This is a genomic window from Candidatus Schekmanbacteria bacterium, from assembly GCA_016219965.1.
In the GTDB taxonomy this organism is placed as follows: Bacteria; Schekmanbacteria; GWA2-38-11; order GWA2-38-11; family J061; genus JACRJM01.
Genome location: JACRJM010000007.1, coordinates 21945 through 46746, shown reverse-complemented (window position 1 = coordinate 46746; position 24802 = coordinate 21945). Strand labels below are relative to the sequence as shown.

Sequence of the window (24802 nt, the reverse complement as noted above, 5' to 3'; positions counted from 1 at the left end):
GAGTTTCCTTTCAGGATGTTATTCTTCCATCTCTTCTATTTCAGACTCAATCTCGAGATAGATTTTCTTTAGCTTTTCTATTTCTTCTTCTGATGCATCCCAGATTCCCCGGTTAAAGGCCTCCATGAGACGATTGAGCTGGTGTTCCACTGCCCAGATGTTCTCCTTCATCATGCTCTTTCGTACAGCTTCATCGAAGAGATATTTCTCTGCCACCTGGCTCCATACCCAGTTATCAACTGATTCTGCTGTTGCCGACCAGCCAATTAGATGTTCAACTCTCTGGCTTATGTTCTTTACTCCGCGATAGCCGCTGTCAACCTGTCCCTTGATCCATTCCGGGTTAAATAGCTTTGTCTTTGCCTCGTATTCGAGGGTTGTCTTTATGTTTTTGGTCTTGATGTTATCTTTAGTGGTGTCTGCTACCAGTATTGTAGGCTTAGTTTTTTTCCTGCCAGGGCCACTTTTCTTTTTTACACTTTCAACGGACTTTGCCATGCCGCCCAGAAATTCGTAATAGTGATCAAGATCTGCCATGCCGTATTCATCGCTGCTTCTTACCTGGGCTACGACATCAACTTTGTCGAGCACAGCCTTAAAGGTATCTGCGCTTGCAACAGCGTGAAATGTGTCGCCATATATGTGCGACATTTTTGCAATATGCAGGTTGGCTATTTCGTCAGAATTCTCCCAGCCGGATGTTTCTATGAGCTGCGTTACGTCAGTTCCGTAGTTCGTTGATGAAGGGCCGAAAATCCTTGCCCTTGAAAGTGCCAATGCCTGATCCTTGGGGACTTCTTTTTCAATTAATGTTCTGCAAATTTCCTCTGAATGTTTGCGTACGTAATTCTTGTCATGCGGTTCATCGAGGTCTGCCACAATGTTGAATGCCCTGTCAATGAGCTTCAAGAGCAGAGGGAATGTGTCACGGAATATGCCGCAGATTTCGACTGCTACATCAAGCCTGGGTCTTCCGAGTTTTTCAAGTGGTATAGGCTTTACCCCGACAAAATCTCCGGTTCCTGACCATCTTGGTTCGACCCCAAGATACTGAAAGATTTCCGCCACAGTTTCTCCCTGAGTTTTCATTGTTTCAAATCCCCAAAGGATTACTCCGACTGTTTCAGGGGTGGTGCCTTCGTTTTCCTCTTTATAACCGGTGATTACCTGTTCAGCCACAGTGACACCTCTCTGGACAGCAGCAAGGGTTGGTATGAGGTCAGGATTGAACTGGTAAATGTTCCTGCCTGTTGGTATGACGCTCGGGCTTCTAACCGGGTCGCCGCCAACGCCAGGCTCTATATATTTTCCTGAAAATGATGCTATGAGACTTTCTATCTCAGTATTCTTGGATAGATTGCCAGCAACAATCTTTGCAAACTGCAATGTCTTCTCAAGATTCTTCAAGTCGTCTGAGCTGAGATTTCCATTGAGTACTTTACCTGCAATCTTCTTAACATTGGGATAAGATGATTCAAGGTAATCGGTGAGAATGCGGTATCCCTTTTCCTCTGTCTCTTTCAGGATAATTCCCAGCGGTCTTCCGTCGCTATGAATCTTTGAGGGAGTTTCCCTCGCTTCTTCCCAGTCAATACCGTAAGTGGCAGCAACAATTCTGAATAAAGATACAACATCGCCTTTGTCGAATCTGACTATGCCCATGACATAATCAATAAGCTCTTTTCCCTTTAAGGAATTTCCAAGTACGTGAATTCCTTTTGTCATAAGACTTCCCTTCATTTCAATAAGGGAATCATAGAGTGTGCTTACATCAACATCCTCTGCCATAATATCAATAAGGTTCTCATCCTTGGCCATGTTCAGTATGCGTTCTTTTATCATTCCTAACTGGGCAGGGCTCTGGTCTTTTTGCTGGAAATAGTTGTTTATCTCGCTTTCAAGCTCTGCAAGCCTGCCATATAGGTCTGATACTATCATCGGAGGGGTCATGTAATCGACCATTGTAGCCTGGCTTCTCCTTCTTGCTATTGACGATTCCGAAGGATTTGAGCAGGTATAGTAATAAACGTGTGGCATGTTTCCTATCAGGATGCTCGGATAGCAGTTTTGTGAGAGGGCAACCTGTTTTCCGGGAAGAAATTCAAGTGTGCCGTGGGTTCCAAAGTGTACGAGGAGGTCTGCCTTGAATTCATTTTGCAGCCACATGTAGTAAGCAAGGTACTGGTGATGGGGAACTATCCCGCTGTCATGATAGGTTTTTGAAGGATCCTCAAAATATCCCCTTGGCGGCTGAAACCCTAGAAAAATATTACCAAATGTAATGCCGGGGACAAGGAGAGATTCGTCATCAGCCAGGATTTTCCCCGGGATATCTCCCCACATTTTGGATACTTCTTCCTGATTTTCCTTTGGAATCTCTTCAAACCATTTACGATATGTTGATAAAGGCACTTTAAAAGCATTTTCCTTTATCTTCTGCATACCTGTCCAGTCGCTAAGATTAACGAGATTTTTCTTTACCATGAGTCTTACGAATTCCTGACGCGTTTTAGGATAGCCTGAGACATCGTACCCTTCTTTCCTCATGGCGTCGAATAACCGGATTATGCTTTCAAATGTGTCGAGGTTTCCCGCGTTTCCAATGTTGTCTTTTCCTGGAGGATAGTTAAAAAGTACAAAAGCGACCTTCTTGTCTTTATTCTCCGTCTGCCTCAGCTTTATCCAGCGTGTTGTCCTCTCAACAGCACGTTCAACCCTGTCCGGGATAGGTTCCATTGTCCTGATAATTTTTCCTTTGTCTTCCGTAGAATCTACATGACCTGCAACCAAAACCCCTTCGATAAGCCCATCGAGCTCAGGTAGTATTGTTGTAATGGTAGTTTCAAGCGGAGCCATTCCTTCGCTCCTTTGTTTCCATTCTTCGATAGTGGTATAACCCATATTCATATATTTAATCAGCGGTACATTAATCTTCTTTGCAAGGTTTATAAACGCTTCATAGTCTCCGCCTAAGGGTCCGCCCTCGATCCTGAAGAAGAGGAAACTTATAATGGCTTCAACCCGTGATTTTCCCTTTACAGTGAAATGACGCTCCATATTCTTCATGTTTTCAGAACCTGATGTAAGAATCGGCATGGCTCCAACGCCGTGCTTTTCGAGTGATTCTATAACTGCAAGGAGATCGTTTATGTCCTGCGTCTGATAACGCTGCATGTAGAACAAAATCCCCACATATGGAGTTTTCTTGAAGCCGTTGGTCCTTAGAAGGCCTGAATTTTTGTACCATTTTAGGTACTCTTCTACGTCATCATAGATCTTGCCGGCCTTAGGATGATATATGGCACCCTGTGGAATTTCTTCAGGCAAATCATATTCTGTTTTGAATCCGTAGTATTCTGAAAGGAGGAAGAGAAAAAGGTTTTTAATATTGTTCATTCCTCCGGCATAAAAATATTTCCATACTCTTATATAATTTGCTGCATCCTTCCATTTCCCGAACCTTAATACTTTCAATATCGTATCAGCCATTACAAGAAGCTTTCTTACCTCCATAGTGCTTTTGCTTGAACTCATGAGTCCCCGCAATACACCCAATGCCTTACCGAGCATTGATGATTTATCAGGCATGGAGATACTTGAAAGGCTGAATTTACCGATCTTTGTAAGTACTAATCCCCGCGGCATGGAAGCCAGTATTAAATAGTTTTTATTGTCACTTTTATGCCTTTCCAAAATTTCTATGATTTCATCATCAAAAATCATGTTGACGATTACGGTGTCTGCCTTTTTAACGTTTTCTTCAATTTCACTGAGCTGCCGGCGCTCAAATTTCTGGTGACGAAGACAGAAGAAATAGTCTAAAGTTACCTTCCCTCCAAATTTCTTTTTGAGAAGATCTGATGCTTCGGCCAGAGATTTGCTATAGGTATAATCACCGATTATTGCGGTAAAGTGCATTTGTGCGCCTCCACATTATTTATTGTTTGAAAGAGAAGATTAGTTAAATATTTAATTTTTGGAGTATGGATCTGACTTTTTCAAGAGACTCAACAAACTCCTTCCGCTCGTTTCTATCAAGACGGTTAAAAATATTTATTAGCTCCAGCCTCCTCCTGTCCATAAATTCTTTTCTCATCCTTTTACCCTTTTCAGTTAATTCAACGAGAACTACTCTGCGGTCATTTTCATCCCTTTGCCTTTCTACAATGTTCTCTTTAACTAGACTGTCTATTACTTCTGTCATACTGGGCATTGTTACACCGGCGTTTCTTGCAAGCTCGCTCATTGTGCACTTCTTTTTATCATCTGTGAATGCAGTAAGTGCTTTGAGTTCTGAAAGATTGAGTTCAAAGCTCAATTTTGCACCATCCAGAGAAATGACCTTCTTGGTAAACTCTATGAAAAAATCCTTAACCTTGAGAATGTGTTCTCCCAGTTCATCTGTTTTTTCAGTTTTCATATTTTTTCTATTGCCTTATATTTAGGTATAAAAATATTTCATAACCTAAATATTAGATTTATAAATTTAATTGTCAAGCGTTTTTTACCTGTTACTAAAACTCTCTTGTTTATGTTAATAAAAGTAATTCTTAAGACTTGCCTAGTTGACAACGATATGATAAATCACTAGTAATATATAACTGTCTGATTTCTTTGATTAAGTATGCCAGAAAAAAACCATGAACATAGCGATAAATAGCTCAAAATATATTTTTTCATTAAAAGGTCGTATTTTTGCAGTAATAGCCTTATTGCCTCTCACTCTTTTAGATTCTATCAGTGATTATTCTAAGCAATTACTGCTTATTGTTGCTTTTGTTTTTTATAGCAGTGTCTTAAACGTAATGTTGAAGGATTGTAAGTCCAAGGAAAAGATTATCATCATATCTATTTTTTTTCTTATTCTGGATAGCCTGTTCATAACATTGCTTGTATTCTTCACAGGGAAGGGCAATAGCCAGATATATCTTGTTTATTACTTTTATATTGGATTATGTACGTTATCATTTGATTTTAAAACTGCCATGTTGATATCTCTGCTTGATTCGATGCTTTATGGCTCTGTCTGTCTGTACAAGCCAAGTGGTGAAATAGATTTACCTCATATAATCATAAGGATTGGTTTTTTTCTTTCAATTCCCTTTTTCATGAGCAAAATATCTGTTGGGCAGAACAAGTACATTAAATACATAAACAATCTTGAAAGAAAGCTTGAGAGGGAAAAAGATGTATATAATAAAATAAAAAAAGAATTAACCATTAAAACGGACGAGCTGAAAATACTTAATGAAGTAGGGAATATTGGCAGTGCCGGCGTAGATTTAAATGAGTTTTTTAATAAAATTAATTCTACCATATCGAGGATGCTGGGATTTAAGAGGTTTTGCATTTTTTTGGTTAATGAAGAGACTTCTCAACTGGAAATAAAGACGGCAGTTGGTTTTCCTAAAGGAATAGAAAAAAAGGTCATAATTAATCTTGGCGAAGGAATATCCGGCAACGTTGCAACTACCGGTAAACCCGTATTAGTAGGGGATGTATCAGAAGTAGATGGATTCACTTATTATGGTGGACTATGCCGTGACATTAAATCGTTTTTATGCGTTCCAATTATTTCTGAAAGCAAAATTCTGGGAGTGATTAGCGCGAATGACCCTGCTGTAAATTATTTTACTGATGACGATTTGAAACTTTTATCTGATCTTGCCATACATTTTTCTGTGGCGCTCCAGAATGCAAAGTATGTTGAGAAGCTTAGAAATATGAGCAGTGTTGACGGGCTTACCGAATCCTATAATCACAGGTTCTTTTACCAGCGGCTAAAGCAGGAAATATCAGTTTCAAAAAGGCATAATCAAAAATTTTCAATTGTAATGTTTGATATAGATTGTTTTAAAAGCGTCAATGACAAATATGGGCATAAAGCTGGTGACCGTGTGTTGATAGCTGTTTCCAATATTCTCAAGAAACATTGCAGAGAATCGGACTTTGTAGCACGGTACGGTGGAGAAGAATTTGCTCTTCTTCTTCCAAGGACGGACAGCTCCCAAGCACTGATTTTAACAGACAGAATTCTGGAGGTAACACGCAATAGAGAATTTTTTCTGAATGGTGCTAATATCCCTGCTATTATCACACTAAGTGCAGGGATTGTTGAGTTTCCCAAAGATGGATTGTCCTGTAATGAGTTGGTGGAAAAAGCTGATCAGGCACTCTATTATGCTAAAAAAACAGGCAAAGATAAATCCCAATTATATATTGCAGAAAAATTCCTTTCTTTTGACAAGTAACTTTCCGTAAACTTTTTACCTTTAATTCATGATCATTTCATACAGAAGTAATGTAATTAAGGAATTACTTGCTCACCCGTAAGCGTGAAGGTATATTTTTTGTTCGAAAGACATTTAACCCTGTCACTTACCACAGGGCTTCTCTGATAGAGTTCGCTTGCCGGATAGAAGAACCATATTACATTACTGTCCTTAACGTATATTTCACCACCAGATATATAGCGAAGCATCTGCTCCGAAATGTAGAAACTTACAAAAGAATTTTTACGTGCTTTTTTCAGTCCAGCTGATATTTCACCGGCAAAATTCTTTATTTCGGGTTCTGTGAATATATCGTAACTTTCACATTTCATCTGCCGCATCATTTTTACTATTGTGTCTTTTGGAATTTTTACAGGATGTTGAAAAGGTGGCACAGCATCATAAAGTGAAGCTTCTGAAATAAAAACTTCTCCCTGGTCAGTATTCTCATATACCATTATATGTGGGGAACATGCACAAAGAATGGAAATAATAAAAAAAACAATAAATTTTATAAGCTCTTTTTTCAAAACCTTGATTTTCCCTTCCAAGTTTTTCCCCTAATATTAGGCTGTTATAAATAAAACAATGTGATTTTTTGACATAAAAGAGTAACTCATGCAAGCTTTTTTGAATTATAGCACATAGATAACAGCTTTTTGATTTGACTTGCCATTGAAATGAGGTAAATAATCGAAGTTAAAAGGAGAAACATAATGAAGGCAATTTTAGTTCTCGAAGACGGGTCATCATTTCCCGGTGAAAACTTCGGTGCTGCAGGAGAAGGAGTAGGGGAAGTAGTTTTTAATACAAGCATGACTGGATATCAGGAAATATTAACAGACCCTTCCTATTTCGGGCAGATTGTTTGCATGACCTATCCTTTAATAGGAAATTATGGAATAAATATAGAGGATGTTGAATCGCGTAAAATATTCCTTTCAGGTTTTATAGTTAAAGAGTGCTCTGATTATCCCAGTAATTTCCGTTCAAGTTTAACTCTTGGGGAATATCTGAAATCCAACAATGTTGTAGGTATCCACAGTATAGATACTCGTGCACTAACAAGGAAGCTTAGAGACAAAGGCGCTCAGCAGGGGATTATATCTACGTCAGATTTCGATGTGGAAAATCTTTTGAAAAAACTGAAGTCAGCACCGGGTCTTGTTGGAAGAGATCTCGTTCATGGGGTTACATGCAATCAATCCTATGAGTGGGAAGAAGGTGAATGGACACTTTCCTCAGGTTATTCTCACGGGATTCCATTAATCAAGGAAGGAATTTTAAAGGTGGCAGCTTTGGATTTTGGCATAAAGGCAAATATACTTAGAATGCTTATTCAGTCCGGTTGTGCAGTAAAAGTTTTTCCAGCCTCAGTAACAGCTGATGAGATTCTTGCTGAAGAACCTGATGGTATATTTCTTTCGAATGGTCCCGGTGATCCTGAAGGAGTCCCATATGCTATAAATACAGTAAAAACCTTAATTGGACAAAAGCCGATTTTTGGCATTTGTCTTGGACATCAGATACTGTCTCTGGCACTTGGTGGTAAAACATATAAGCTGAAATTTGGTCACCATGGAGCTAATCATCCTGTAAAAGAGGTTGAAAGCGGGAAAGTAGAAATCACATCACAAAACCATGGCTTTGCGGTTGATATTGATTCACTGAAGGATGTGACACTTACTCATGTAAATCTTAATGATCAAACCGTTGAGGGGTTCAGGTGCAATAATTACCCGGTGTTTTCTGTGCAGTATCATCCGGAGGCTTCTCCAGGTCCTCATGATTCGAGTTACCTTTTTCAGGATTTCAGGAAGATGATGATCGAGTTTAAAAAAAATGAGAAATGAAAAGCTTCTCTCCCCTTTATTGGTTCTTTAAGTTTTTTGGTAATTTACTTTTTAAATTATATTTCAGGTTTGAGAAATCGGGTTCAGAGAATATACCCGCACAAGGTCCTGTTATAATAGTTCCGAACCATGCAAGCTTCATTGATCCTCTTCTCATTGCTGCAGCAATAAATCGTAAAGTAGGTTATGTTATAATTGATATGTTTTATTATAAGCCTCTCATACACTGGTTTGCCGGGTTAACTTACTGCATTCCTGTTTCAGAAGAGATGACTGGACCGGGTGGAATAAAATCAGCAATAAAATACCTCCGTAACGGAAATGTACTCTGTATCTTTCCAGAAGGCGGACGATCCAGAGACGGTAAACTTATGGAGCCCAAAAGTGGTACAGGCCTGCTTGCCATAATTACCGGTGTACCGGTAGTTCCAACTGCTATAAAAGGCACTTTTGAATCTTATCCGGCACATTACCTTTTTCCCAGACCAAAAAAAATTAAGGTTATATTTGGAGAGCCTTTGAAATTTGTTTTAGAAGATGGAAGGTCAAAAAAACAACAGGGAGAAGAGATAACAAAAGTTATAATGGAAAGAATAGCGCAAATGTTAAAAAAGGATTGATGAACTAGTTTAATGCTTGTCAAAGGTAAATATAACGGGTTGATTGTCTTAAGTTTCGTCGTATTATTTGCAACTGTTGTGGTAAGATGCGCATGGTTAAGCGATGATGCATACATAACTTTCAGAACAGTATATAATTTTACAAATGGCTATGGCCTGACCTGGAATACTGCGGAAAGGGTGCAAGTTTATAGCAATCCGCTCTGGATGTTGCTTCTCTCTGCGCTTTATTATTTGTCCAGAGAAATGTATTATTCAAGTATATTTCTCTCAATAGCTATTTCGTTAATAACAGTATTATTAGTCTCGTTTTATATTGCAAGGTCTACGGCATCTGCCATACTTGGCATTACTATCCTGATATTTTCAAAGGCGTTTATTGACTATTCAACTTCCGGTCTTGAAAATCCACTTACGCATTTAATCTTAGTGCTTTTTTTTATTGTCTATTTTAAGAGGCAATTAAGCTGCAAATGGCTTTTTTTACTCTCAATGACAGCTTCTTTGGGGGTATTTAACAGAATGGATACCGCCCTTTTGTTTTTGCCAACTCTGTCGTACGCATTGTGGAAACATCAGGATAAAACAAAGGGAATATTTATAGTATTGTTGGGGTTTATTCCTTTTGTCATGTGGGAATGTTTTTCTCTCTTTTATTATGGATTTGCCTTTCCAAATACAGCCTATGCAAAGTTAAATACAGGAATCGAAACATCTGATTTAGCCATGCAAGGGCTCCATTATCTGTTAAACTCCCTTGTCACCGATCCTTTGACTATTTTAATAATTATAGAGTCGATTGTCTTCAGCATACTTGCTAAGGACATGGTAAGCATGCCTGTTATAGGCGGTATTGTTTTGTATCTTCTATATATAATCAAAATCGGTGGTGATTTTATGAGCGGGCGTTTTATTACCGCTCCTTTGATCTGTGCAGTGATAATCATTGCAAGGAACTTTTTAATTTGTGAAAAAAAATTTTGGGCGCCTGTCCTTTTTACTGTACTGCTTATAGGCTTTATTTCTCCTCATTCTCCAGCCTTCAGCGGTGCTGATTACGGGATCGGATGGACTGATCTTGAAGATGAAAATGGTATCACAGATGAAAGAGGTTATTATTATGACAGTACAGGATTATTCGTTGCTCACAGAAAATTATGGTGGGATGAATCTGGCTTATCTAAAGATTATGGGGATTCCGGGAAAAAATGGAATGGAGAAGAGTCTTCGGTGGTTGTTAAAAGGAACACTATAGGTATTAATGGCTTTTATGCTGGCCCAAGGGTGTATGTTGTAGATTTATGGAGCATTGCAGATCCTCTAAGGTCAAGGCTCCCAATAAAAAAAGACTCGGTCTGGCGGATAGGTCATTTTGAAAGAAAAATACCTGAAGGTTATCTTGAAACACTTGAGTCAGGAGAGAATAGAATAAAAGACGAAAAACTTGCTGCTTTCTATGACAAACTATCTATCATCATACGTGGCAGGCTTTTTGATTCAAAGAGGCTGATTGAGATTTTGAAGATGAATATTGGGATGTATGATCATTATCTCAATTCCTGGCAATGATGTTATGTGAAAATATTTTTAGCGAAAGTAACTTCATCAGAACCGGTTCGATCGCCGGTGTATACCATCCCATTTTTATATATTTAGAGTAGATTGGAAGTCTTGGTTGCAAAGATATACCGGAAGATTTCAGTTCCCTCTTAAGTGAGGGAATATTTCCCCATGTTTTTTGCGGGTTTATCTGGTCTTTGCCTTTGCTGATGCCGCCAAGATCGTTTGCACCTTTTAACATCAGATCTTTGAAGCATGAATTGAGATTCTGAGGTATTTGTACTGCAATGTCAGAATTCTTACTGATAAGCTCTATCAACTCATTATAATCATCAATTGAAACAGTAGCAGTCTGCTTCATTTTTGAATTTCTGTTAGGGACAAAATTCTGAAGTATTATTTCCTGGATATGATTGTATCTGGCGTGAAGTCTTAATAAGGCTTTAATCGATTCCATCCTGTCCTTCTGTGTTTCACCCAATCCCATTATTATTCCCGAAGTAAATGGTATTTTGAGTTTTCCGGCATCTTCAATTACTCTTAATCTTTCCGCGATATTTTTTCCCGGATGAATACGTCTTCCTAATTCTTTATTTATATCTTCAAGCATGAGTCCCATCGACGCATTAACATTATGAAGTCTTTCCAATTCGTCGTATTTTAATACTCCTATGTTTGTGTGCGGCAAAAGACCATGGTCCAATATGAGTTTGCACATAGAAGAAGCAAAATCAACGTAATCACTGTATCCTCTTTCAAGCAGTTGTTTTTTTATTGTTAGAGAAGATCCGGCATTTTCTCCTGACATGACTAGTATTTCCCAATGACCGGTTGATTTTGCAAAGATAAGGAGTTTTTTAACTTTTGAATCAGTTATCAACCCATTGTCGTTATTTTTAAAACCGCAGTAGGAACAGTTGTTAGAGCAGTAGGTGGTTAAGATAAGAGTGTATGATTTGGAGTATGTAACCGTTTTGCGCATTTTTTATAATCTCACTATGTCTATCTTTTCAGGGCGTATAAGGGAGAAACTTCTTGACTTGCCCGTTCATCATCAAATAAGTAAATCATATTTTTCATAATGGCAATAGCAGCATTTCCTTATACTTGGATAAAATAGAAAAATATGAAAGTGATATTTCTAGGAACAAGTGGTGCTATCCCCACTCTATACAGGAATCTTCCGTCTGTAGCCCTTGTTCATGATGGGAGTGTTCTTCTTTTTGACTGTGGGGAGTATACGCAGATTCAGATAATAAAGGCTTCCATCAGAATTGGGAAACTAGAAAGGATATTTATCTCTCATCTTCACGGAGACCATGTAACAGGGCTTCCCGGGCTTTTGATGCTTCTTAATCATGCATCAAGGGAAAGACCACTGGAGATATATGGTCCGGCAGGTATAAAAAGCTATGTATTTTCCAACAAGAAAATTCTTAATTTTTATGCAGGCTACAGGATTGAGGTAATTGAGCTTGAAGCTGGTGCATCCATAGCGGGAGCAGGTTATAAGATAGATACATTTCTTCTGGATCACACTACTTATACGCTCGGCTTCCGATATATGGAAGATGATAAGCCAGGGAAGCTTGATATTGACAAAACCAATGCTCTCGGAGTTCCGGTCGGGCCTCTCCTTAAACGGCTTAAAAATGGAGAGGATATAACGCTTTCTGATGGTAAAATTGTAAGGTCTAATGATGTAGTAGGTTTACCTACACCGGGAAGAAAGGTAATCTATTCCATAGACACAAGACCTTTGGATAGTGTTGCAGAGTATTCAAAGGGGGCAGATCTTTTAATCCATGATGGGATGTTTTCAAACGAGCTTAAGGAAGAGGCATTAAAACGCGGGCATTCAACCGCAGCAATGGCAGCACAGGTAGGAGTCAAAGCTGGGGTGAAAAATCTTATTCTGACCCATATAAGCCCTCGCTATACCTCAAGCGAACCATTGGCTTTAGAAGCAAAATCTATATTTGAAAAAACAATTGTCGCACACGACCTGATGGAAGTTGATGTGCCTTCCAGCAGAGATATTCCTTTGTTTTAGGTTTCTTATTTCTTAGCTGGAGATTCGGGTGTTACTGTGCCGGTAACAGGAACTGCTGAATCCGGTGCAGCTGTTTCTTTTTGCTCAGCTTTTTCCTGCTTGTCAATCCAGTCTTTTATCATTTGCTGGGCCTTTGGGAATACTTCGGATACTCGTTTTTGGCTGAGAGTAAAAGTTTTTTTCATCATTTCCGGAAATTTCTCTAATACTTTTTTGCCGATCGGGGTATTATAGAACGCAATCAGTTCTTTTAATTCATCTTCTGTAAAGGTGTCAGAGCAGGGTGTTAGAAAATCATTTTTTACGCTGTCCCAGTTTAATTCTTTTGCCAGATAATCAGTAATCTGATTTTGGAGTTCCGGTATTTTATCTTTATATTTTTCAGCTGCAGGCATCTTGTTTATTTTTGAGATTTGAACCTGTTTTATCTGTTCAACTGACTGAGTTAACTGCTTTTTAACATTCATTAATTCAAGAAGCTCTTCTGCAAGCTTGCGATGATTTGCTTCATCTGACCTCACGATTTGTATAAAACTGAAAAATAAAACAATAAAAGAAATACAAATTTTTTTCATCTTTTCTCCTTCAATTGTTAGTAAATATATTTTACTGAATATTCTAAACTCCTGCTGAGGGGATCTTTAATCGATTTCTGATAATGATTCACTAAAAGCCTTCAATTCGAGTTAATAAGCATATGAGAAGTATCTTATACTTTCCCATTTTGTTAGCTTAGTTGAAGCATTTTTACTTTTTTTGCAACCAAAATATGAGCCAATCCCTGCAGGAAGGAAAGAAAATCCCAAGTGTTCTTTCTAATGTTCTGCAAATCTTTTCCATAAAGTTGTCAGGTGCAGGACAGGATACCCAGCGGTAACTCATATTGTTAAGTAAAAGTCCGGTTGCAGATGAGAGAACCTTTATTTCTTTGGCAGTATAAAGTTTCCAGTGATAGCCGCTATCGTCGGTGTCACCCTGTTTTTGAAAACTTTGTACAAACCTCGCAGGATCATCATTCATGCTTTTACCCAAAAAAACCTTAATACGGCCTCTTAATCTTAGCTGGTTTGGGGTTGTAAGCAGGATTTTCCCTCCGGGTTTTAGTACCCGTTTCATTTCGCTCAGCAGATAAATGGGATTGACTGTAAGGTGCTCCAGTACTTCGATAAGGAGGATCGCAGAAAAGAAACCATCAGGATAAGGGATTTTTTCTTCCTTTGAAACCCTATAGGGGTTAAAAGGAATATGATAGCGATCGTAATTTTTTTTTATTGATGCTTTTGCTACAACTTCTGGCAAATCAATAGCATGAATTTGATAACCCAATTCTTTAAGGACAATCACATTATAACCCGTATATGAGCCGATCTCGAGAATAGGTGAATTGCCAGGCGGAATCTGCTCAATAAATTGGCTTATAAGTTCACAACTTCTCGTTTTCGTTCTTGCAAAATACTCATCCGGAGACAAATCTTCAGATATTTTTTCCCAGATGGACTTAACGTTTTTTAACTTTTCGTTCTTTTCCATGAATGATAAGATTATTTTAATGATAAATAGTAATCTAAGTTTATCAACAATATGTATGTTTGCATTATTTATTTTGATATTGATTTAAAATTTCTAATTTGAGAGATAGGATAACTAATGGCATACAAAGACTTAAGAGAATTTATAGCACGATTGAAAAGGGAAGGGGAACTTCACAGTATAACAGCTCCTGTTTCTCCTGAACTTGAAATATGCGAAATAGCAGACCGTGTTTGTAAGAGCGGAGGAAAGGCACTTTTATTTGAAAATGTGCCAGGTTATGACATGCCAGTATTTATTAATGCTTTCAGTTCAGAGCATAGGATGAACCTTGCTCTTGAGACCGATTCCATAGATTCACTTGCCTCTGAGATAACGGATATCCTTGAGATAAAAACCCCGGAAAGTTTTTTTGAAAAAATAAAGATGATTCCCAAGCTGAAGCAAATTGCTGATTTCTTTCCGCGCACTGTGAGCAGTGCACCGTGCAAAGAGATAATTATAAAAGACAGTCCATCTCTTGATAAACTTCCGGTTCTTAAATGCTGGCCTGAAGATGCAGGGAAATTTATTACTCTTCCCTGTGTATTTGTCCGTGACCCTGATAATGGCAGAAGAAATTGCGGTATGTACAGAATGCAGGTCTATGACAGTAAAACAACCGGTATGCATATACATGTTCATAAAGATGGTGCGTCGGTTTACAGGAAATACAAGGATAGGGGAGAGAAGATGGAGGTTGCAGTGAGTATAGGTACTGACCCGGCTGTGACATTTGCCGCTACTACACCACTCCCTGAAGGGATAGATGAGATGATCCTTGCTGGGTTCATAAGGAAATCGCCGGTTGAGATGGTAAAGTGCGAGACAATAAATGTTGAGGTGCCTGCGTGCTCTGAAATAGTCCTTGAAGGTTATGTTGATCCTTCTGAGATAAGGAGAGAGGGACCATTCGGCGACCATACTGGTTTTTATTCCCTTGCAGGAGATTATCCGGTGTTTCATCTTACTGCTATTACGATGAGGAAAGATCCCATATACAGCACGATAGTTGTAGGTCGGCCTCCTATGGAGGACTGTTACATGGGTACAGCTATAGAACGTCTTTTCCTTCCTCTGATAAAAAAACAGTTCCCTGAGATCATTGATATGCACCTTCCTTTTGAGGGAGTTTTTCACAACCTGCTCCTTGTATCAATAAAGAAAAAGTATCCCGGTCATGCGAGAAAGATTATGCATGGGCTCTGGGGGCTTGGACAGATGATGTACACAAAGGTTATTGTCGTAACTGAAGATAATGTGAATCTGCGTGACCCGAAAGAAGTAATATGGAAAGTATTAAGCAACATGGCGCCTAAAAGGGATGTTGAATTTGTTATAGGTCCTACAGAGACGCTGGATCATGCTTCCGAAGCTCATACCTTTGGCTCCAAAATGGGGATAGATGCAACACGAAAATGGAAGGAAGAAGGTTTTGACAGAGAATGGCCAGAAGAATGTATTATGTCTGCTGATATCATTGAAAAAGTAACGAAGCGCTGGAAGGAATATGGCTTCAGATGAAAAAGCTGAAATTCGGCTGTCATTCATTCTTGAATGCAAGGCCGCTTATTCAACATCTCCTCAACATCAAACCGGAAAATCTTCCCTTTGAAATAGTACTTGGTACACCGGCTGAAATAGCGGGGGAACTTTCAAAAGGTAAAATTGATATAGGATTTATCCCTTCTATAGAGTTTTTACGTAATCAAAATCTTTTTCTGCTTCCCGGATTTTCAATTTCATCCTTCAAAGAAGTAATGAGTGTCCTCTTGCTTACTGACAAAAAAATTGAAAAAATTAAAACTGTGCAGGTAGATGAGCGTTCAAGAACATCTGTTATTCTCTTAAGGATTATCCTTGAAAAGCAATATGGAATAAAACCAAAGCTTGTTGATGCTGTGAAAAAAAACTCTATTGCAGATGCGCGGCTTCTTATAGGAGATGAAGCGCTCCATATAAGCTACGGTAAAAGAGAAGAGGATAATAAATATTATCTTGACCTGTCCTACGAATGGTACAAGCTGACAAAGCTTCCTTTTGTGTTTGCCGTAATTGCTTCAAGGGGAAAGATCGTGCCTAAGGAAGTATTAGACTTTCTTGATGAGTCGAAAAAAAAAGGGATGAAACTGATAGGTGAAATAGCGGGAAAAGAACATAAATCTTGCGCGATAAGAGAAAGCGAAGCTTATGATTATCTTAGCAAGAAAATAATTTATAGTCTTAGGAAAAAAGAACTTCAGGGGTTCCAAAAATTCCAGCAATTAGCTGTTGAGATTGGCGGGTTAAAGGAAAAAAGAGAATTAATTTATATTAAGCCACAGGGTGCAATGGGTTGATTTTTCTTCTCAAAGCACTTTGTGGCTTTAAGCTTTTTATTTTACAAGTTCCAATCCGCTGAAAAAGAATGGCAGCTCTATATTTGCTGATTCAGGAGAATCGGAACCGTGGACAGCATTCTTCTCGATATCTGTTCCAAGATCTCCTCGTATTGAACCGGGTGCGGCTTTCTTTGAATCAGTTGGCCCCATCATATCCCGTACTCTTGGGATTGCATTCTCCCCTTCAAGAGCGATTGCTACCATCTTTCCAGATGACATGAATTTTGTAAGGCTGTCATAAAATGGTCGTTCGCGGTGTACAAAATAAAAGTTCTTTGCCTCGTCAATAGAAAGCTTTTTAACTTTCAGGGCAAGAATAGTAAACCCTGCTTTTTCAAATCTTCCAACAATGTTGCCTATGGCATTTTTAGACACAGCGTCAGGTTTTATCATAACAAGTGTTCTTTCAATCGGCATCTTTATCCTCCCTAATTTTTGAAAACGGCATTCAATACTTGATTAATTATTCATTGTCAAGCTACAATACTTTATTGTTTTTTACAAAAGTTTTACATCTATTCCATAATTAAAAAAGGTGATTGCTATTAGGATGCTGTTAATTGGGGATTTCCTCCTTGGCCGCATTATAAAAGTAATAAAGCATTTTCAATAAAAAAGGATAATAGATATGACAGAGATAGTAACAGAAGAAAAACATGAGATTAAGGGAAAAATTGCAGGAATTGAGATCCCACCTGACCTGAAAAAATATAATTTCTATGCTCTTTTCTGGTGTTCAATGGTTATGCTTATGGCCATTACATCGGGAAGCGTTATACAACCAATATTTTTAAAGGATGTTATTGGAATAGCTCCGCAGAACTTCGGGAAAATTAGCACGGCTCTTGTTGTGATAAATGAAGTGGCATCAATACTTCTTATAGGATACGTAGGGGTTCTTTCTGACAGATACGGCAGACGGAAGATCATGACTTTTGGGTTAGTTACAAGCGGTATAACATATATAATATTTGGCTATTCAAAAAGCATTGCAGACTTTTCCGGTATTGAACCTATTATCGCTGTTTTTATTCTTCGGGCTCTGTTTGTGATTTTTCTGCAGTTCGCATGGCCCCATGTTTTTACTATAATTGGCGACTATACTTATGCATCAAGCCGTGGGAAGGGAATGGCTGCTATTGGACTTACTTCTGCCATTGGAGCTTTGTTGGCTTTTGGAGTAATATCTCAGATACCAAAGAAGTTCGGTGTACTAGCGGCATTTGTTACATGCGGTATTATTATACTCATCAGTGCTGCTGTTTCACATTTTGGAGTGGTTGACAGGATGAAGGTTAGGGAAAAAAGCGAGCACAGCAAGGGAGAACTTGAACTGCTTATGGAAGCATGGCAGATAGTGAAAGACAGCGCACCTCTAAAGATGTGCTATGGTGCGGCATTTATTTCCCGTGCTAATGTTGGCGTACTTGGTACTATGATGATGATATGGACAGCAAAAGTTGCCCAAGAGTATGGACATACTACAGGAGAAGCTCTGGCCTTGGGGGGAATGGCAGTCGGATTGTCAGGTATTTTTGGAATGATTACTGCTCCGCTTTGGGGTATATTGACCGACAGATGGGGGAGAATGAGGACCACTGCTTTGAGTCTTGCCTTTACAGGGATTGGGTACCTGCTGTTAACACTGATTATCAATCCATTTGGAGGCCTGATGAAAATATTTATTATCTTTATTGGTGCAGGGCAGTTTGGTGCAATGACTGCATCAATGACACTAGCCACCGACCTTTCTCCAAAAAAAGTTCTTGGTTCTGTGCTTGGCGGTTTTAACACATTCGGTGCTTTGGGTATTTTTGTTCTTACATCAGTGGGTGGAATAGTTTTTGATGCTTTTGGACATACAAGTCCATTCCTGATTGCAGGTTTGGTTAATATTGTGGTAACGGTGTGGTGTCTGGTTGTTTACTTTAAGTATGGAGAAAAGAGAGTTGCATAAGTGGATATCCAAATTGCTTTTTACGAAAATAACAAAGATAAATGCCTTCATAAATAATTTTGGCTAAAAAAAAAGAAAACCGCTATACTTCGTGGCAGTTTCAAAGAAAATGTTTTGAGCAAATGTTCTCTGAAGCAACGGGAGAATTCTCAAAGCGTTATCATCCTAGCCTCATAGCCCAGAAGAAGATAGTAAGAGAACGTTTTACGTCCCTCTTCAACCTCATATTTGATAAAAAATGCCATTCCATTCTTGATATAGGCTGCGGGACCGGATTTTATTTTAAAATACTAAAGAACTACGTTCAAAAGATCTTTGCGACGGAGATAAGCGAGCTTTATCTTAAAAAAGCAGTAGAGCTTGTGCGGGAAGAAAAACTTGAAAACGTATATTTCAATCTCAGTCTCTCAGGTCAGATCCCTTTCAAAGAATCATCTTTTGATTCCGTTCTTGTTTTTGCAGTATTCCACCATATTGATGACATAGAAGGATCCATAGACGAGATATATAGAGTATTAAAGCCAGGTGGGAGGTGCATAGTAGTTGAGCCTAATATTCTAAACCCTGCGATGTTTCTTTTCCTGTCGTGGAAGAAACATGAGCGGGGTATCCTGAAACTCACTAGAAAGAAGCTACAGTCGAAGCTTAAAGGGAAATTCAATGGAGTTGATTATTATCCTACAACATTTCAGGTGACCTTTACAGGCTATTTCTCTAACTTCATAATAAATATCCTTGATATATTCCCTGAGAGTATCATGAATTATCTGTCAATTCATTATGTCCTTATAGCACATAAAGAGGAATGATGATGCGATGAATAATGAGAGAACCAATTATCAAAAAGTCTATCTTGTTATTCTTTTTGTAGGGGGTCTTCTCATCCGTTTATGGGGGATAGATTTCGGACTTCCTTTAAAATATGCAAGACCTGATGAGGAAGGCATTGTTGAGGCAGCTTTGTATTTTTTTACAGGTGATTTTAACCCTCATTTTTATTACTATCCACATGCTTTTATATATTTGAATTACTTTGTTTACCTCATGATCTACTGTGCAGGAAGGATTGGAGGAATTTACGGGAATACGTTTGATTTTATTCAAAACTATCTTCTTGATCCTTCAATTTTTTTTATTGTCCCGAGGGTGCTATCTGCTATTGCAGGAACATTGACAATATTGGCAGTCTATCTGCTTGGCACTCGTTGTTATGGGAAAAATGCAGGGTTGTTCTCAGCGCTTTTCATATCTGTTTCCTACCTCCATGTAAGGGATTCGCATTTTGGCACCACAGACATTATTCTTACAATGGCAGTTATAATATCATTAATTGCCATAAGAAAGATAATGAAAGAGGGGAATGGTTACATACTCTCTGGACTGTTAGCAGGACTGGCAACCGGCATAAAATATAATGGTGCCATACTTGTCATTCCAATAATAGTTGCGCATGTTATCTACAATATCAGAAAAAATGGATGGATGAAGGGAATAATAAATATAAAGAAACTTCTCCTTTCCGGAGTAATTATGATTTTTGCATTTATAATCACATCTCCAGGTCTTTTTTTGGAGTTTGCTACTTTTATGAAAAGATTAATATTTATGAGTAATTTCTTAAGAGAATATAATGGTTTTAACCCTGAACCTGGACGTACTTATTTTCTTAAGATTCTTCTTCCTATAGGAATGGGGTTTCCTCTTTTTTGTTTATCAATTATAGGAGTTTTCTATGCCTGCATTAAGCATACTGATGATGATGTACTAATTTTAAGTTTTCCTCTCTGTTATTATTTCCATATGTGGGATAACTATGGTGTATTCGTGCGCTATGCAATACCCGTAATACCTTTCTTTTGTATTTTTGCGGGGAGAATCGCAGCAAAGTTTTTTTCAAAATTCAGCGAAGGAATGAGTTATAAAAAATTTCTTTATGTTGTGGTAATTATTTTTATTGTTATGCCATCTTTGTGGAAAAGTTTGAAGTTTGATAGTCTTATTTCAAAAGAAGATACCAGGCTTATTGCTAAAAGATGGATTGAAACAAATGTCGCTCCGGGCACAGCAATATATCTTTTCGGGTACTACAAATACTATTTTCCCGAGCTTAATTTCTCGAGAGTATCCATTGACAATGATATGGAATATTTAAAAAAATCTATGGCATATGCTCCTTCAAGCCATTCAAGCCTGTATTTTATGAGTTATAGCTATCTTTTAGAAAAGAGAATTATCCCAATGACTAAATCATTTGATGTTTTTATTGGTACAGATGTTACCAATAATTATATTGATAAACAAAATATTAAGTACATTGTGACCGGAGATTATTTTGTGGATTATTATTCCGGACAGAATTTTATGATCAGGCCACTGCTTAAAAAGAAGTTCCATCTTGTTAAGGAGTTTAGCCCGTACAACAATTACAATAAGGTGGCAAAGGAGTCCTATTTTGACCCTCTTGATGCATTTTATTTGCCTTTTGAAGGATTTGAAGGTATAGCCAATCCCGGGCCTTTACTGCAAATTTACGAATTAAATAATAATTCGAATATTCTTACTTCACCTTCGCGGTGAGGATATTAATTATATAATATATTTCAACTTCTCGGTAAGCTCTTTTATATGTGCGTCAGAGATCTTTTCCATTTCTTTCATGAACGATTCTCTTTTCTTTGTCAGATTATAATGATCAACAGCATTTTTTACTAACAAAATTAATTCTTTGTGATCAAAGGGTTTGCTGAGGAAACCAAATGGCCTCAACTCATTGATTATAACGTTCTCATCTGTATCTCCAGGATAACCTGTTACGAATATAAATGGTATATTCCTAGTTTTACGGGCTTTCCTAAGTACTGTAAACCCATCAATACCTGGCATTTTGATATCACATACAACTGCAGCAAACTCATGCGTTGCTATCTTTTCCAGTGCTTCAGTACCATTACATGCTGTCGTTATTTCATATTCGGTATCTTCCAGTGAATTACATATCGTCTCTCTCGCAACCTCATCATCATCTACAACGAGAACTGATTTTACTTCTTTCATGCTTATTCTCCTTATACTGAAGGAATCTATTTCTTTTTTTTGAACTACTTAATGTATAAAAAGCACAAATGTCAATATTAACTTTTAATACTCTAACTCCTTGACATAATTTAAATCTTCATATTATTTTACTACCTTAATTCCTGATTTTTTGCAAATCCGGAAGACAAACAACGTCAAATAATTTTTGAAGATTTAAGGAGTAATGCTATGGATGACACAGGTTCTTCGAATTTAAGAGAATTAGCGCGTTCTACTTATTTTAAAGGGTACAACTGTGCAGAAGCTATTGTTACTCTTTTTAGCTGGAAGTATTCTTTAAATATTAATCAAAGAATGGCAACAGCCATGGGTGGTGGTATTGGAGGTTCCAAAAGTTTGTGTGGTGCACTAAATGGTGCGATACTCGTATTGGGCGCACTATTCGGAAGAGAAACTCCAGAAGAAAATTCAACGGAAGTATATAAAATGGCAAAAACATTTTATGAACGTTTTGAAAAAAAAATTAACACTGCCATTTGCCGCGACATAACTTCAGGAGTAGAATGGAAAAGCGCTGGGCATAAGGAACTTTGTTCTAGTATAATTGGTGAGGCAGCGATTATATTGGATGAGATTATAAAAGAAAATAAGGGGGTTCAAAAAAACTAAAATATAAATTCTTTTATGTTTATATTTTCCTCACAAATATATCATGGGCAATTTCGTCATCCATAGCGAGAGTTGTTTCTTCAAAACAAATAACTAAGCTTGGGGTTTTTTGGTGAATCCGAACTGTTGTTCCTGGCAATAATCCCATGGAAAAAAGTCTGTCAAGACGTTGATGTTCGCCTGATAGCATATATGCTATCTTTCCCTTTTCGCCTACCGACAAAGCGCTTAGAGGTGAAACTATCCTACTAATATGTTTTCTTCCCTGAGAACAGCATTCGCCTGGTGGAATCGGCTTGCCGTCTGGGCAAAATTTTGGGTGCCCTAAAAGAGTGCAAATGTTGTCAGTTACTTCTTTGTCAAGTATATGCTCAAAATCACAGGCTTGTTTTTCTGCTTTCTCTTCATTCTTAACGTCAAGAACATCAAAGAGGAGTCGTTCTGCAAGTCTGTGACGTCTAATTATTTCGCTAGCTTCCTTTTTCCCTTTTACAGTAAGAGAAATATTGTTAGTTGAATCAATAAGAATTGTTTCATCTTCGATCAGTTGTTTTAATATGTCATCTATTTCTGTATCTCCAAGATATTTCTTCAGGTCTTCAATCTTTACTTTTGCGCTCTCTGAGATTGTTTCAATTAATTGTAATATCTCTTCCACGTACTGATTGTTTGTCATAAATCCCTCATTATTTTAGAAAGTAATAAATACTTTATTTTGTTCATCACTTGGAATGACAGCAAATGAATTGATTAAAACACATTTAATTCACTCAATATAATGTTTAAAACTGCTCCTGTAAGTGTAGCATAAACTATTACAAAAACTGCTATTGCCATAGCTACCTTAATTCCATGTTCTTTTATCATAACAAATAGATGAGCTATACATGGAATAAAAAGGACCATTACAGTTACTGCTACTGTAATCTGGGTGATGTTCAGATATCCTTTATTTGCGAGTCTGAACAACCCTGCTGCTCCGAAATCCCTTCTTAAGAAGCCAACTATAAATGCTTCAGCTGTTTCAGGAGGAAGGCTAAGAATTCCGGTGAGAATGGGTTTTGCAGCATTTTCAATGTGTACCAAAAAACCACTTTTATCGAGCAGGAAAAGGCAAAATGTGCCAAGCATAAAAAGCGGGACAGCTTCTTTCATAAACCATATAACCCGGTTATAGGTTTTAATGAGTATATTGTAAATTTTTGGAATTCTTATTGGTGGGATTTCGCTTAAGAAATCTGAAGATTTACCAGGTATAACTTTTGCTGCCAGATAGCCGACTATGATTAGCTGAAGGATAACCGTTACGACCACAATGAGTAGGGCTTTAATTGAAATTCCGCCAAGAATTCCCATAATTACTCCAAGTTGTGCTGAGCATGGTACTCCGAGCGCAAGAAGCAAGGTAGCTATTATCCTTTCCCTTTTTGTTTCGAGTATCCTGGTAGTGAGTGTTGCCATGGTATCGCATCCAAGGCCTAAAACCATTGGCAATACAGCTCGTCCCTGAAGGCCTATTTTTTTAAAGAGCTTGTTTGATATTATTGTAAGTCTTGGTAAATAACCTGAATCTTCCAATATCCCAAAAAATATAAAGAAGAAACCTACAATAGGAAAAACAATAGCTACTGCATAGGTTAATCCCATGCTGAATAATCCATAGGGTCCTGTAAGCATCTGCATTACTATTTCAGGAGTGCCTATTGTTTGCAGAATGTTATGGAACCATGGTATTATATATTTTCCGAAGACAGTTTTTTCTAAGAAATTTACTACAACTCCTGCTCCCAAGACACCAACAAGTTCATACATTATAAATAAAACAAACACTACAATGGGTAGTCCGAGAAGAGGATGAATCATTACATTGCCTATTTTATCTCTGAAATGTTCCGCAGAAGTTTTTTGTGTAGTTACACAGCGGTCATATATTTCATTTACAATCCTGTATCGTTCCCTGTTTATTACAAAATTTAATGGGGCTCTGAATTTATGAGCTGTTTTTTCAATTATTTTTTTTATTGCTTCCTGATTTAAAGATGGCATTAACTTTGTTAATTTGGACAATAACATTGTGTCGCCGGCGATGAGCATTATTGCTATGGAACGCTTTGAGATTGATATATCTATTGGCAGATATGTGATTATTTCTTCTATTCCTCTTTCTATTTCTTTATCATAGATGATCGATATTGCTGGGACGGAAAACTCTGTAAGACCTTTTTTTAATTCCGTAATTCCTACTTTTTCAGTTGCGACTGATGGAATAGCTTTGATGCCAAGAATTGAAGAAAGTTTTTCGATATCTATTAAAACTCCGCGTTCCATGGCTTCGTCAAACATATTTAAAACCAGAAGAATGGGAAGTCCCATTTCAGCAAGCTGGGAAGTTATTAAAAGCGACCTCTTTAGATTCTTGGCATCAGCTACCTGAATTATCCCTGTGGGATTTTCTTCCATAAGGAGATCACGTGTCACTCTTTCATCTTCTGATTTGGGAATAAGACTGTTTATCCCAGGGCTATCTATTAATCTTGCTTTATCAAAACCTGTCTTACTCAAATTGGTAAAACGAATTTCTCCTTCAGTTATATCAATCGTTGTTCCAGGATAATTTGAAACATCAGCATAAGTTCCTGTTAGTGAACCAAATATAACACTCTTTCCAACATTGGCATTTCCAACAAGAATAATACAAGGAGTCTCTTCTTTTGACTTTAAAATGGCGTTTGACGTCATGGAGGTGTTTCCTTATTAAATAAAATTGAGAATCATTCTCATTTATACATGTGGTTGAACGTTTGTCAAGGTGTTTCTAAAGATGAAGTTTTT

21 protein-coding genes are annotated in these 24802 nt (G+C 37.8%); 11 read left to right on the top strand and 10 right to left on the bottom strand.

Features of this window, described 5'->3' with window-relative positions:
• Positions 1-18: 18 nt before the first annotated feature.
• Together bchH and HZA77_08720 are read right to left on the bottom strand one after the other, a co-directional pair.
• The gene (gene bchH, locus HZA77_08725) at positions 19-3918 is read right to left on the bottom strand and encodes a magnesium chelatase subunit H (GenBank protein MBI5375505.1); all 3900 of its coding nucleotides are present in this window, start codon (positions 3916-3918) and stop codon (positions 19-21) included.
• Between the two features lie 43 nt (positions 3919-3961).
• The gene (locus HZA77_08720; GenBank protein ID MBI5375504.1) at positions 3962-4420 is read right to left on the bottom strand and encodes a MarR family transcriptional regulator; all 459 of its coding nucleotides are present in this window, start codon (positions 4418-4420) and stop codon (positions 3962-3964) included.
• A 220-nt stretch (positions 4421-4640) separates the two neighbouring features.
• On the opposite strand from HZA77_08720, the gene HZA77_08715 reads away from it, so the two are divergent.
• The gene (locus tag HZA77_08715; protein MBI5375503.1) at positions 4641-6251 is read left to right on the top strand and encodes a sensor domain-containing diguanylate cyclase; all 1611 of its coding nucleotides are present in this window, start codon (positions 4641-4643) and stop codon (positions 6249-6251) included.
• Positions 6252-6307: 56 nt separating this feature from the next.
• Here the strand turns inward: HZA77_08715 and HZA77_08710 are convergent, their stop codons facing one another.
• Positions 6308-6823 (bottom strand): hypothetical protein, encoded by a 516-nt coding sequence (locus HZA77_08710; GenBank protein MBI5375502.1) that lies wholly within the window; start codon positions 6821-6823, stop codon positions 6308-6310.
• Between the two features lie 165 nt (positions 6824-6988).
• Between HZA77_08710 and carA the strand changes: the two genes are divergently transcribed.
• Genes carA through HZA77_08695 form a run of 3 tightly spaced genes read left to right on the top strand, consistent with a single transcriptional unit; the run spans position 6989 to position 10314 of the window.
• Positions 6989-8125, top strand: coding sequence for a glutamine-hydrolyzing carbamoyl-phosphate synthase small subunit (carA, locus tag HZA77_08705; protein ID MBI5375501.1), 1137 nt, complete (start codon positions 6989-6991; stop codon positions 8123-8125).
• On the top strand, positions 8122-8745 hold the full coding sequence (locus tag HZA77_08700; protein MBI5375500.1) for a 1-acyl-sn-glycerol-3-phosphate acyltransferase: 624 nt from the start codon (positions 8122-8124) through the stop codon (positions 8743-8745). The genes carA and HZA77_08700 overlap by 4 nt, the downstream gene beginning before the upstream one ends.
• Positions 8746-8757: 12 nt before the next feature.
• Complete coding sequence (locus HZA77_08695) at positions 8758-10314, top strand: hypothetical protein (protein ID MBI5375499.1); 1557 nt, start codon at positions 8758-8760, stop codon at positions 10312-10314.
• On the opposite strand, the gene cofG is transcribed toward HZA77_08695, so the two are convergent.
• The gene (gene cofG, locus HZA77_08690) at positions 10298-11287 is read right to left on the bottom strand and encodes a 7,8-didemethyl-8-hydroxy-5-deazariboflavin synthase subunit CofG (protein ID MBI5375498.1); all 990 of its coding nucleotides are present in this window, start codon (positions 11285-11287) and stop codon (positions 10298-10300) included. The genes HZA77_08695 and cofG overlap by 17 nt on opposite strands.
• A gap of 144 nt (positions 11288-11431) precedes the next feature.
• On the opposite strand from cofG, the gene rnz reads away from it, so the two are divergent.
• On the top strand, positions 11432-12358 hold the full coding sequence (gene rnz / locus HZA77_08685; GenBank protein MBI5375497.1) for a ribonuclease Z: 927 nt from the start codon (positions 11432-11434) through the stop codon (positions 12356-12358).
• Positions 12359-12363: 5 nt separating this feature from the next.
• On the opposite strand, the gene HZA77_08680 is transcribed toward rnz, so the two are convergent.
• Together HZA77_08680 and HZA77_08675 are read right to left on the bottom strand one after the other, a co-directional pair.
• Entirely contained in the window at positions 12364-12933 is a 570-nt protein-coding gene (locus tag HZA77_08680) for a DUF2059 domain-containing protein (protein ID MBI5375496.1), read from the bottom strand.
• A 172-nt stretch (positions 12934-13105) separates the two neighbouring features.
• Entirely contained in the window at positions 13106-13888 is a 783-nt protein-coding gene (locus HZA77_08675; GenBank protein MBI5375495.1) for a class I SAM-dependent methyltransferase, read from the bottom strand.
• Positions 13889-14005: 117 nt separating this feature from the next.
• On the opposite strand from HZA77_08675, the gene HZA77_08670 reads away from it, so the two are divergent.
• Together HZA77_08670 and HZA77_08665 are read left to right on the top strand one after the other, a co-directional pair.
• The gene (locus HZA77_08670; GenBank protein ID MBI5375494.1) at positions 14006-15451 is read left to right on the top strand and encodes a menaquinone biosynthesis decarboxylase; all 1446 of its coding nucleotides are present in this window, start codon (positions 14006-14008) and stop codon (positions 15449-15451) included.
• Positions 15448-16266 carry a menaquinone biosynthesis protein gene (locus tag HZA77_08665; GenBank protein MBI5375493.1) on the top strand — a complete coding sequence of 273 codons (819 nt, stop codon included), beginning with the start codon at positions 15448-15450 and terminating at the stop codon, positions 16264-16266. The genes HZA77_08670 and HZA77_08665 overlap by 4 nt, the downstream gene beginning before the upstream one ends.
• A gap of 36 nt (positions 16267-16302) precedes the next feature.
• On the opposite strand, the gene ndk is transcribed toward HZA77_08665, so the two are convergent.
• Positions 16303-16725, bottom strand: a complete 423-nt coding sequence (ndk, locus tag HZA77_08660) for a nucleoside-diphosphate kinase (protein MBI5375492.1) — start codon at positions 16723-16725, stop codon at positions 16303-16305.
• A gap of 211 nt (positions 16726-16936) precedes the next feature.
• On the opposite strand from ndk, the gene HZA77_08655 reads away from it, so the two are divergent.
• Genes HZA77_08655 through HZA77_08645 form a run of 3 tightly spaced genes read left to right on the top strand, consistent with a single transcriptional unit; the run spans position 16937 to position 20842 of the window.
• Positions 16937-18265, top strand: coding sequence for an MFS transporter (locus HZA77_08655; GenBank protein ID MBI5375491.1), 1329 nt, complete (start codon positions 16937-16939; stop codon positions 18263-18265).
• A 59-nt stretch (positions 18266-18324) separates the two neighbouring features.
• Entirely contained in the window at positions 18325-19074 is a 750-nt protein-coding gene (locus tag HZA77_08650) for a class I SAM-dependent methyltransferase (protein ID MBI5375490.1), read from the top strand.
• Positions 19075-19081: 7 nt separating this feature from the next.
• Positions 19082-20842: a glycosyltransferase family 39 protein gene (locus HZA77_08645; protein ID MBI5375489.1), complete on the top strand. Its 1761-nt coding sequence runs from the start codon at positions 19082-19084 to the stop codon at positions 20840-20842.
• A gap of 9 nt (positions 20843-20851) precedes the next feature.
• Here the strand turns inward: HZA77_08645 and HZA77_08640 are convergent, their stop codons facing one another.
• Entirely contained in the window at positions 20852-21319 is a 468-nt protein-coding gene (locus HZA77_08640; GenBank protein ID MBI5375488.1) for a response regulator, read from the bottom strand.
• Between the two features lie 210 nt (positions 21320-21529).
• On the opposite strand from HZA77_08640, the gene HZA77_08635 reads away from it, so the two are divergent.
• Positions 21530-21970 (top strand): C-GCAxxG-C-C family protein, encoded by a 441-nt coding sequence (locus HZA77_08635; protein MBI5375487.1) that lies wholly within the window; start codon positions 21530-21532, stop codon positions 21968-21970.
• Positions 21971-21989: 19 nt separating this feature from the next.
• Here the strand turns inward: HZA77_08635 and HZA77_08630 are convergent, their stop codons facing one another.
• Both HZA77_08630 and feoB read right to left on the bottom strand, forming a co-directional pair.
• The gene (locus HZA77_08630) at positions 21990-22646 is read right to left on the bottom strand and encodes a FeoA domain-containing protein (GenBank protein MBI5375486.1); all 657 of its coding nucleotides are present in this window, start codon (positions 22644-22646) and stop codon (positions 21990-21992) included.
• Between the two features lie 74 nt (positions 22647-22720).
• The gene (feoB, locus tag HZA77_08625; protein ID MBI5375485.1) at positions 22721-24709 is read right to left on the bottom strand and encodes a ferrous iron transport protein B; all 1989 of its coding nucleotides are present in this window, start codon (positions 24707-24709) and stop codon (positions 22721-22723) included.
• Positions 24710-24802: the final 93 nt, after the last annotated feature.

What these genes read in the sequence shown, in the direction of transcription:
- bchH (MBI5375505.1), bottom strand. Translation starts at nt 3,918, where the DNA reads ATGCACTTTACCGCAATAATCGGTGATTATACCTATAGCAAATCTCTG.
- HZA77_08720 (MBI5375504.1), bottom strand. Translation starts at nt 4,420, where the DNA reads ATGAAAACTGAAAAAACAGATGAACTGGGAGAACACATTCTCAAGGTT.
- HZA77_08715 (MBI5375503.1), top strand. Translation starts at nt 4,641, where the DNA reads ATGAACATAGCGATAAATAGCTCAAAATATATTTTTTCATTAAAAGGT.
- carA (MBI5375501.1), top strand. Translation starts at nt 6,989, where the DNA reads ATGAAGGCAATTTTAGTTCTCGAAGACGGGTCATCATTTCCCGGTGAA.
- HZA77_08700 (MBI5375500.1), top strand. Translation starts at nt 8,122, where the DNA reads ATGAAAAGCTTCTCTCCCCTTTATTGGTTCTTTAAGTTTTTTGGTAAT.
- HZA77_08695 (MBI5375499.1), top strand. Translation starts at nt 8,758, where the DNA reads ATGCTTGTCAAAGGTAAATATAACGGGTTGATTGTCTTAAGTTTCGTC.
- cofG (MBI5375498.1), bottom strand. Translation starts at nt 11,287, where the DNA reads ATGCGCAAAACGGTTACATACTCCAAATCATACACTCTTATCTTAACC.
- rnz (MBI5375497.1), top strand. Translation starts at nt 11,432, where the DNA reads ATGAAAGTGATATTTCTAGGAACAAGTGGTGCTATCCCCACTCTATAC.
- HZA77_08680 (MBI5375496.1), bottom strand. Translation starts at nt 12,933, where the DNA reads ATGAAAAAAATTTGTATTTCTTTTATTGTTTTATTTTTCAGTTTTATA.
- HZA77_08675 (MBI5375495.1), bottom strand. Translation starts at nt 13,888, where the DNA reads ATGGAAAAGAACGAAAAGTTAAAAAACGTTAAGTCCATCTGGGAAAAA.
- HZA77_08670 (MBI5375494.1), top strand. Translation starts at nt 14,006, where the DNA reads ATGGCATACAAAGACTTAAGAGAATTTATAGCACGATTGAAAAGGGAA.
- HZA77_08665 (MBI5375493.1), top strand. Translation starts at nt 15,448, where the DNA reads ATGAAAAAGCTGAAATTCGGCTGTCATTCATTCTTGAATGCAAGGCCG.
- ndk (MBI5375492.1), bottom strand. Translation starts at nt 16,725, where the DNA reads ATGCCGATTGAAAGAACACTTGTTATGATAAAACCTGACGCTGTGTCT.
- HZA77_08655 (MBI5375491.1), top strand. Translation starts at nt 16,937, where the DNA reads ATGACAGAGATAGTAACAGAAGAAAAACATGAGATTAAGGGAAAAATT.
- HZA77_08645 (MBI5375489.1), top strand. Translation starts at nt 19,082, where the DNA reads ATGAATAATGAGAGAACCAATTATCAAAAAGTCTATCTTGTTATTCTT.
- HZA77_08640 (MBI5375488.1), bottom strand. Translation starts at nt 21,319, where the DNA reads ATGAAAGAAGTAAAATCAGTTCTCGTTGTAGATGATGATGAGGTTGCG.
- HZA77_08635 (MBI5375487.1), top strand. Translation starts at nt 21,530, where the DNA reads ATGGATGACACAGGTTCTTCGAATTTAAGAGAATTAGCGCGTTCTACT.
- HZA77_08630 (MBI5375486.1), bottom strand. Translation starts at nt 22,646, where the DNA reads ATGACAAACAATCAGTACGTGGAAGAGATATTACAATTAATTGAAACA.
- feoB (MBI5375485.1), bottom strand. Translation starts at nt 24,709, where the DNA reads ATGACGTCAAACGCCATTTTAAAGTCAAAAGAAGAGACTCCTTGTATT.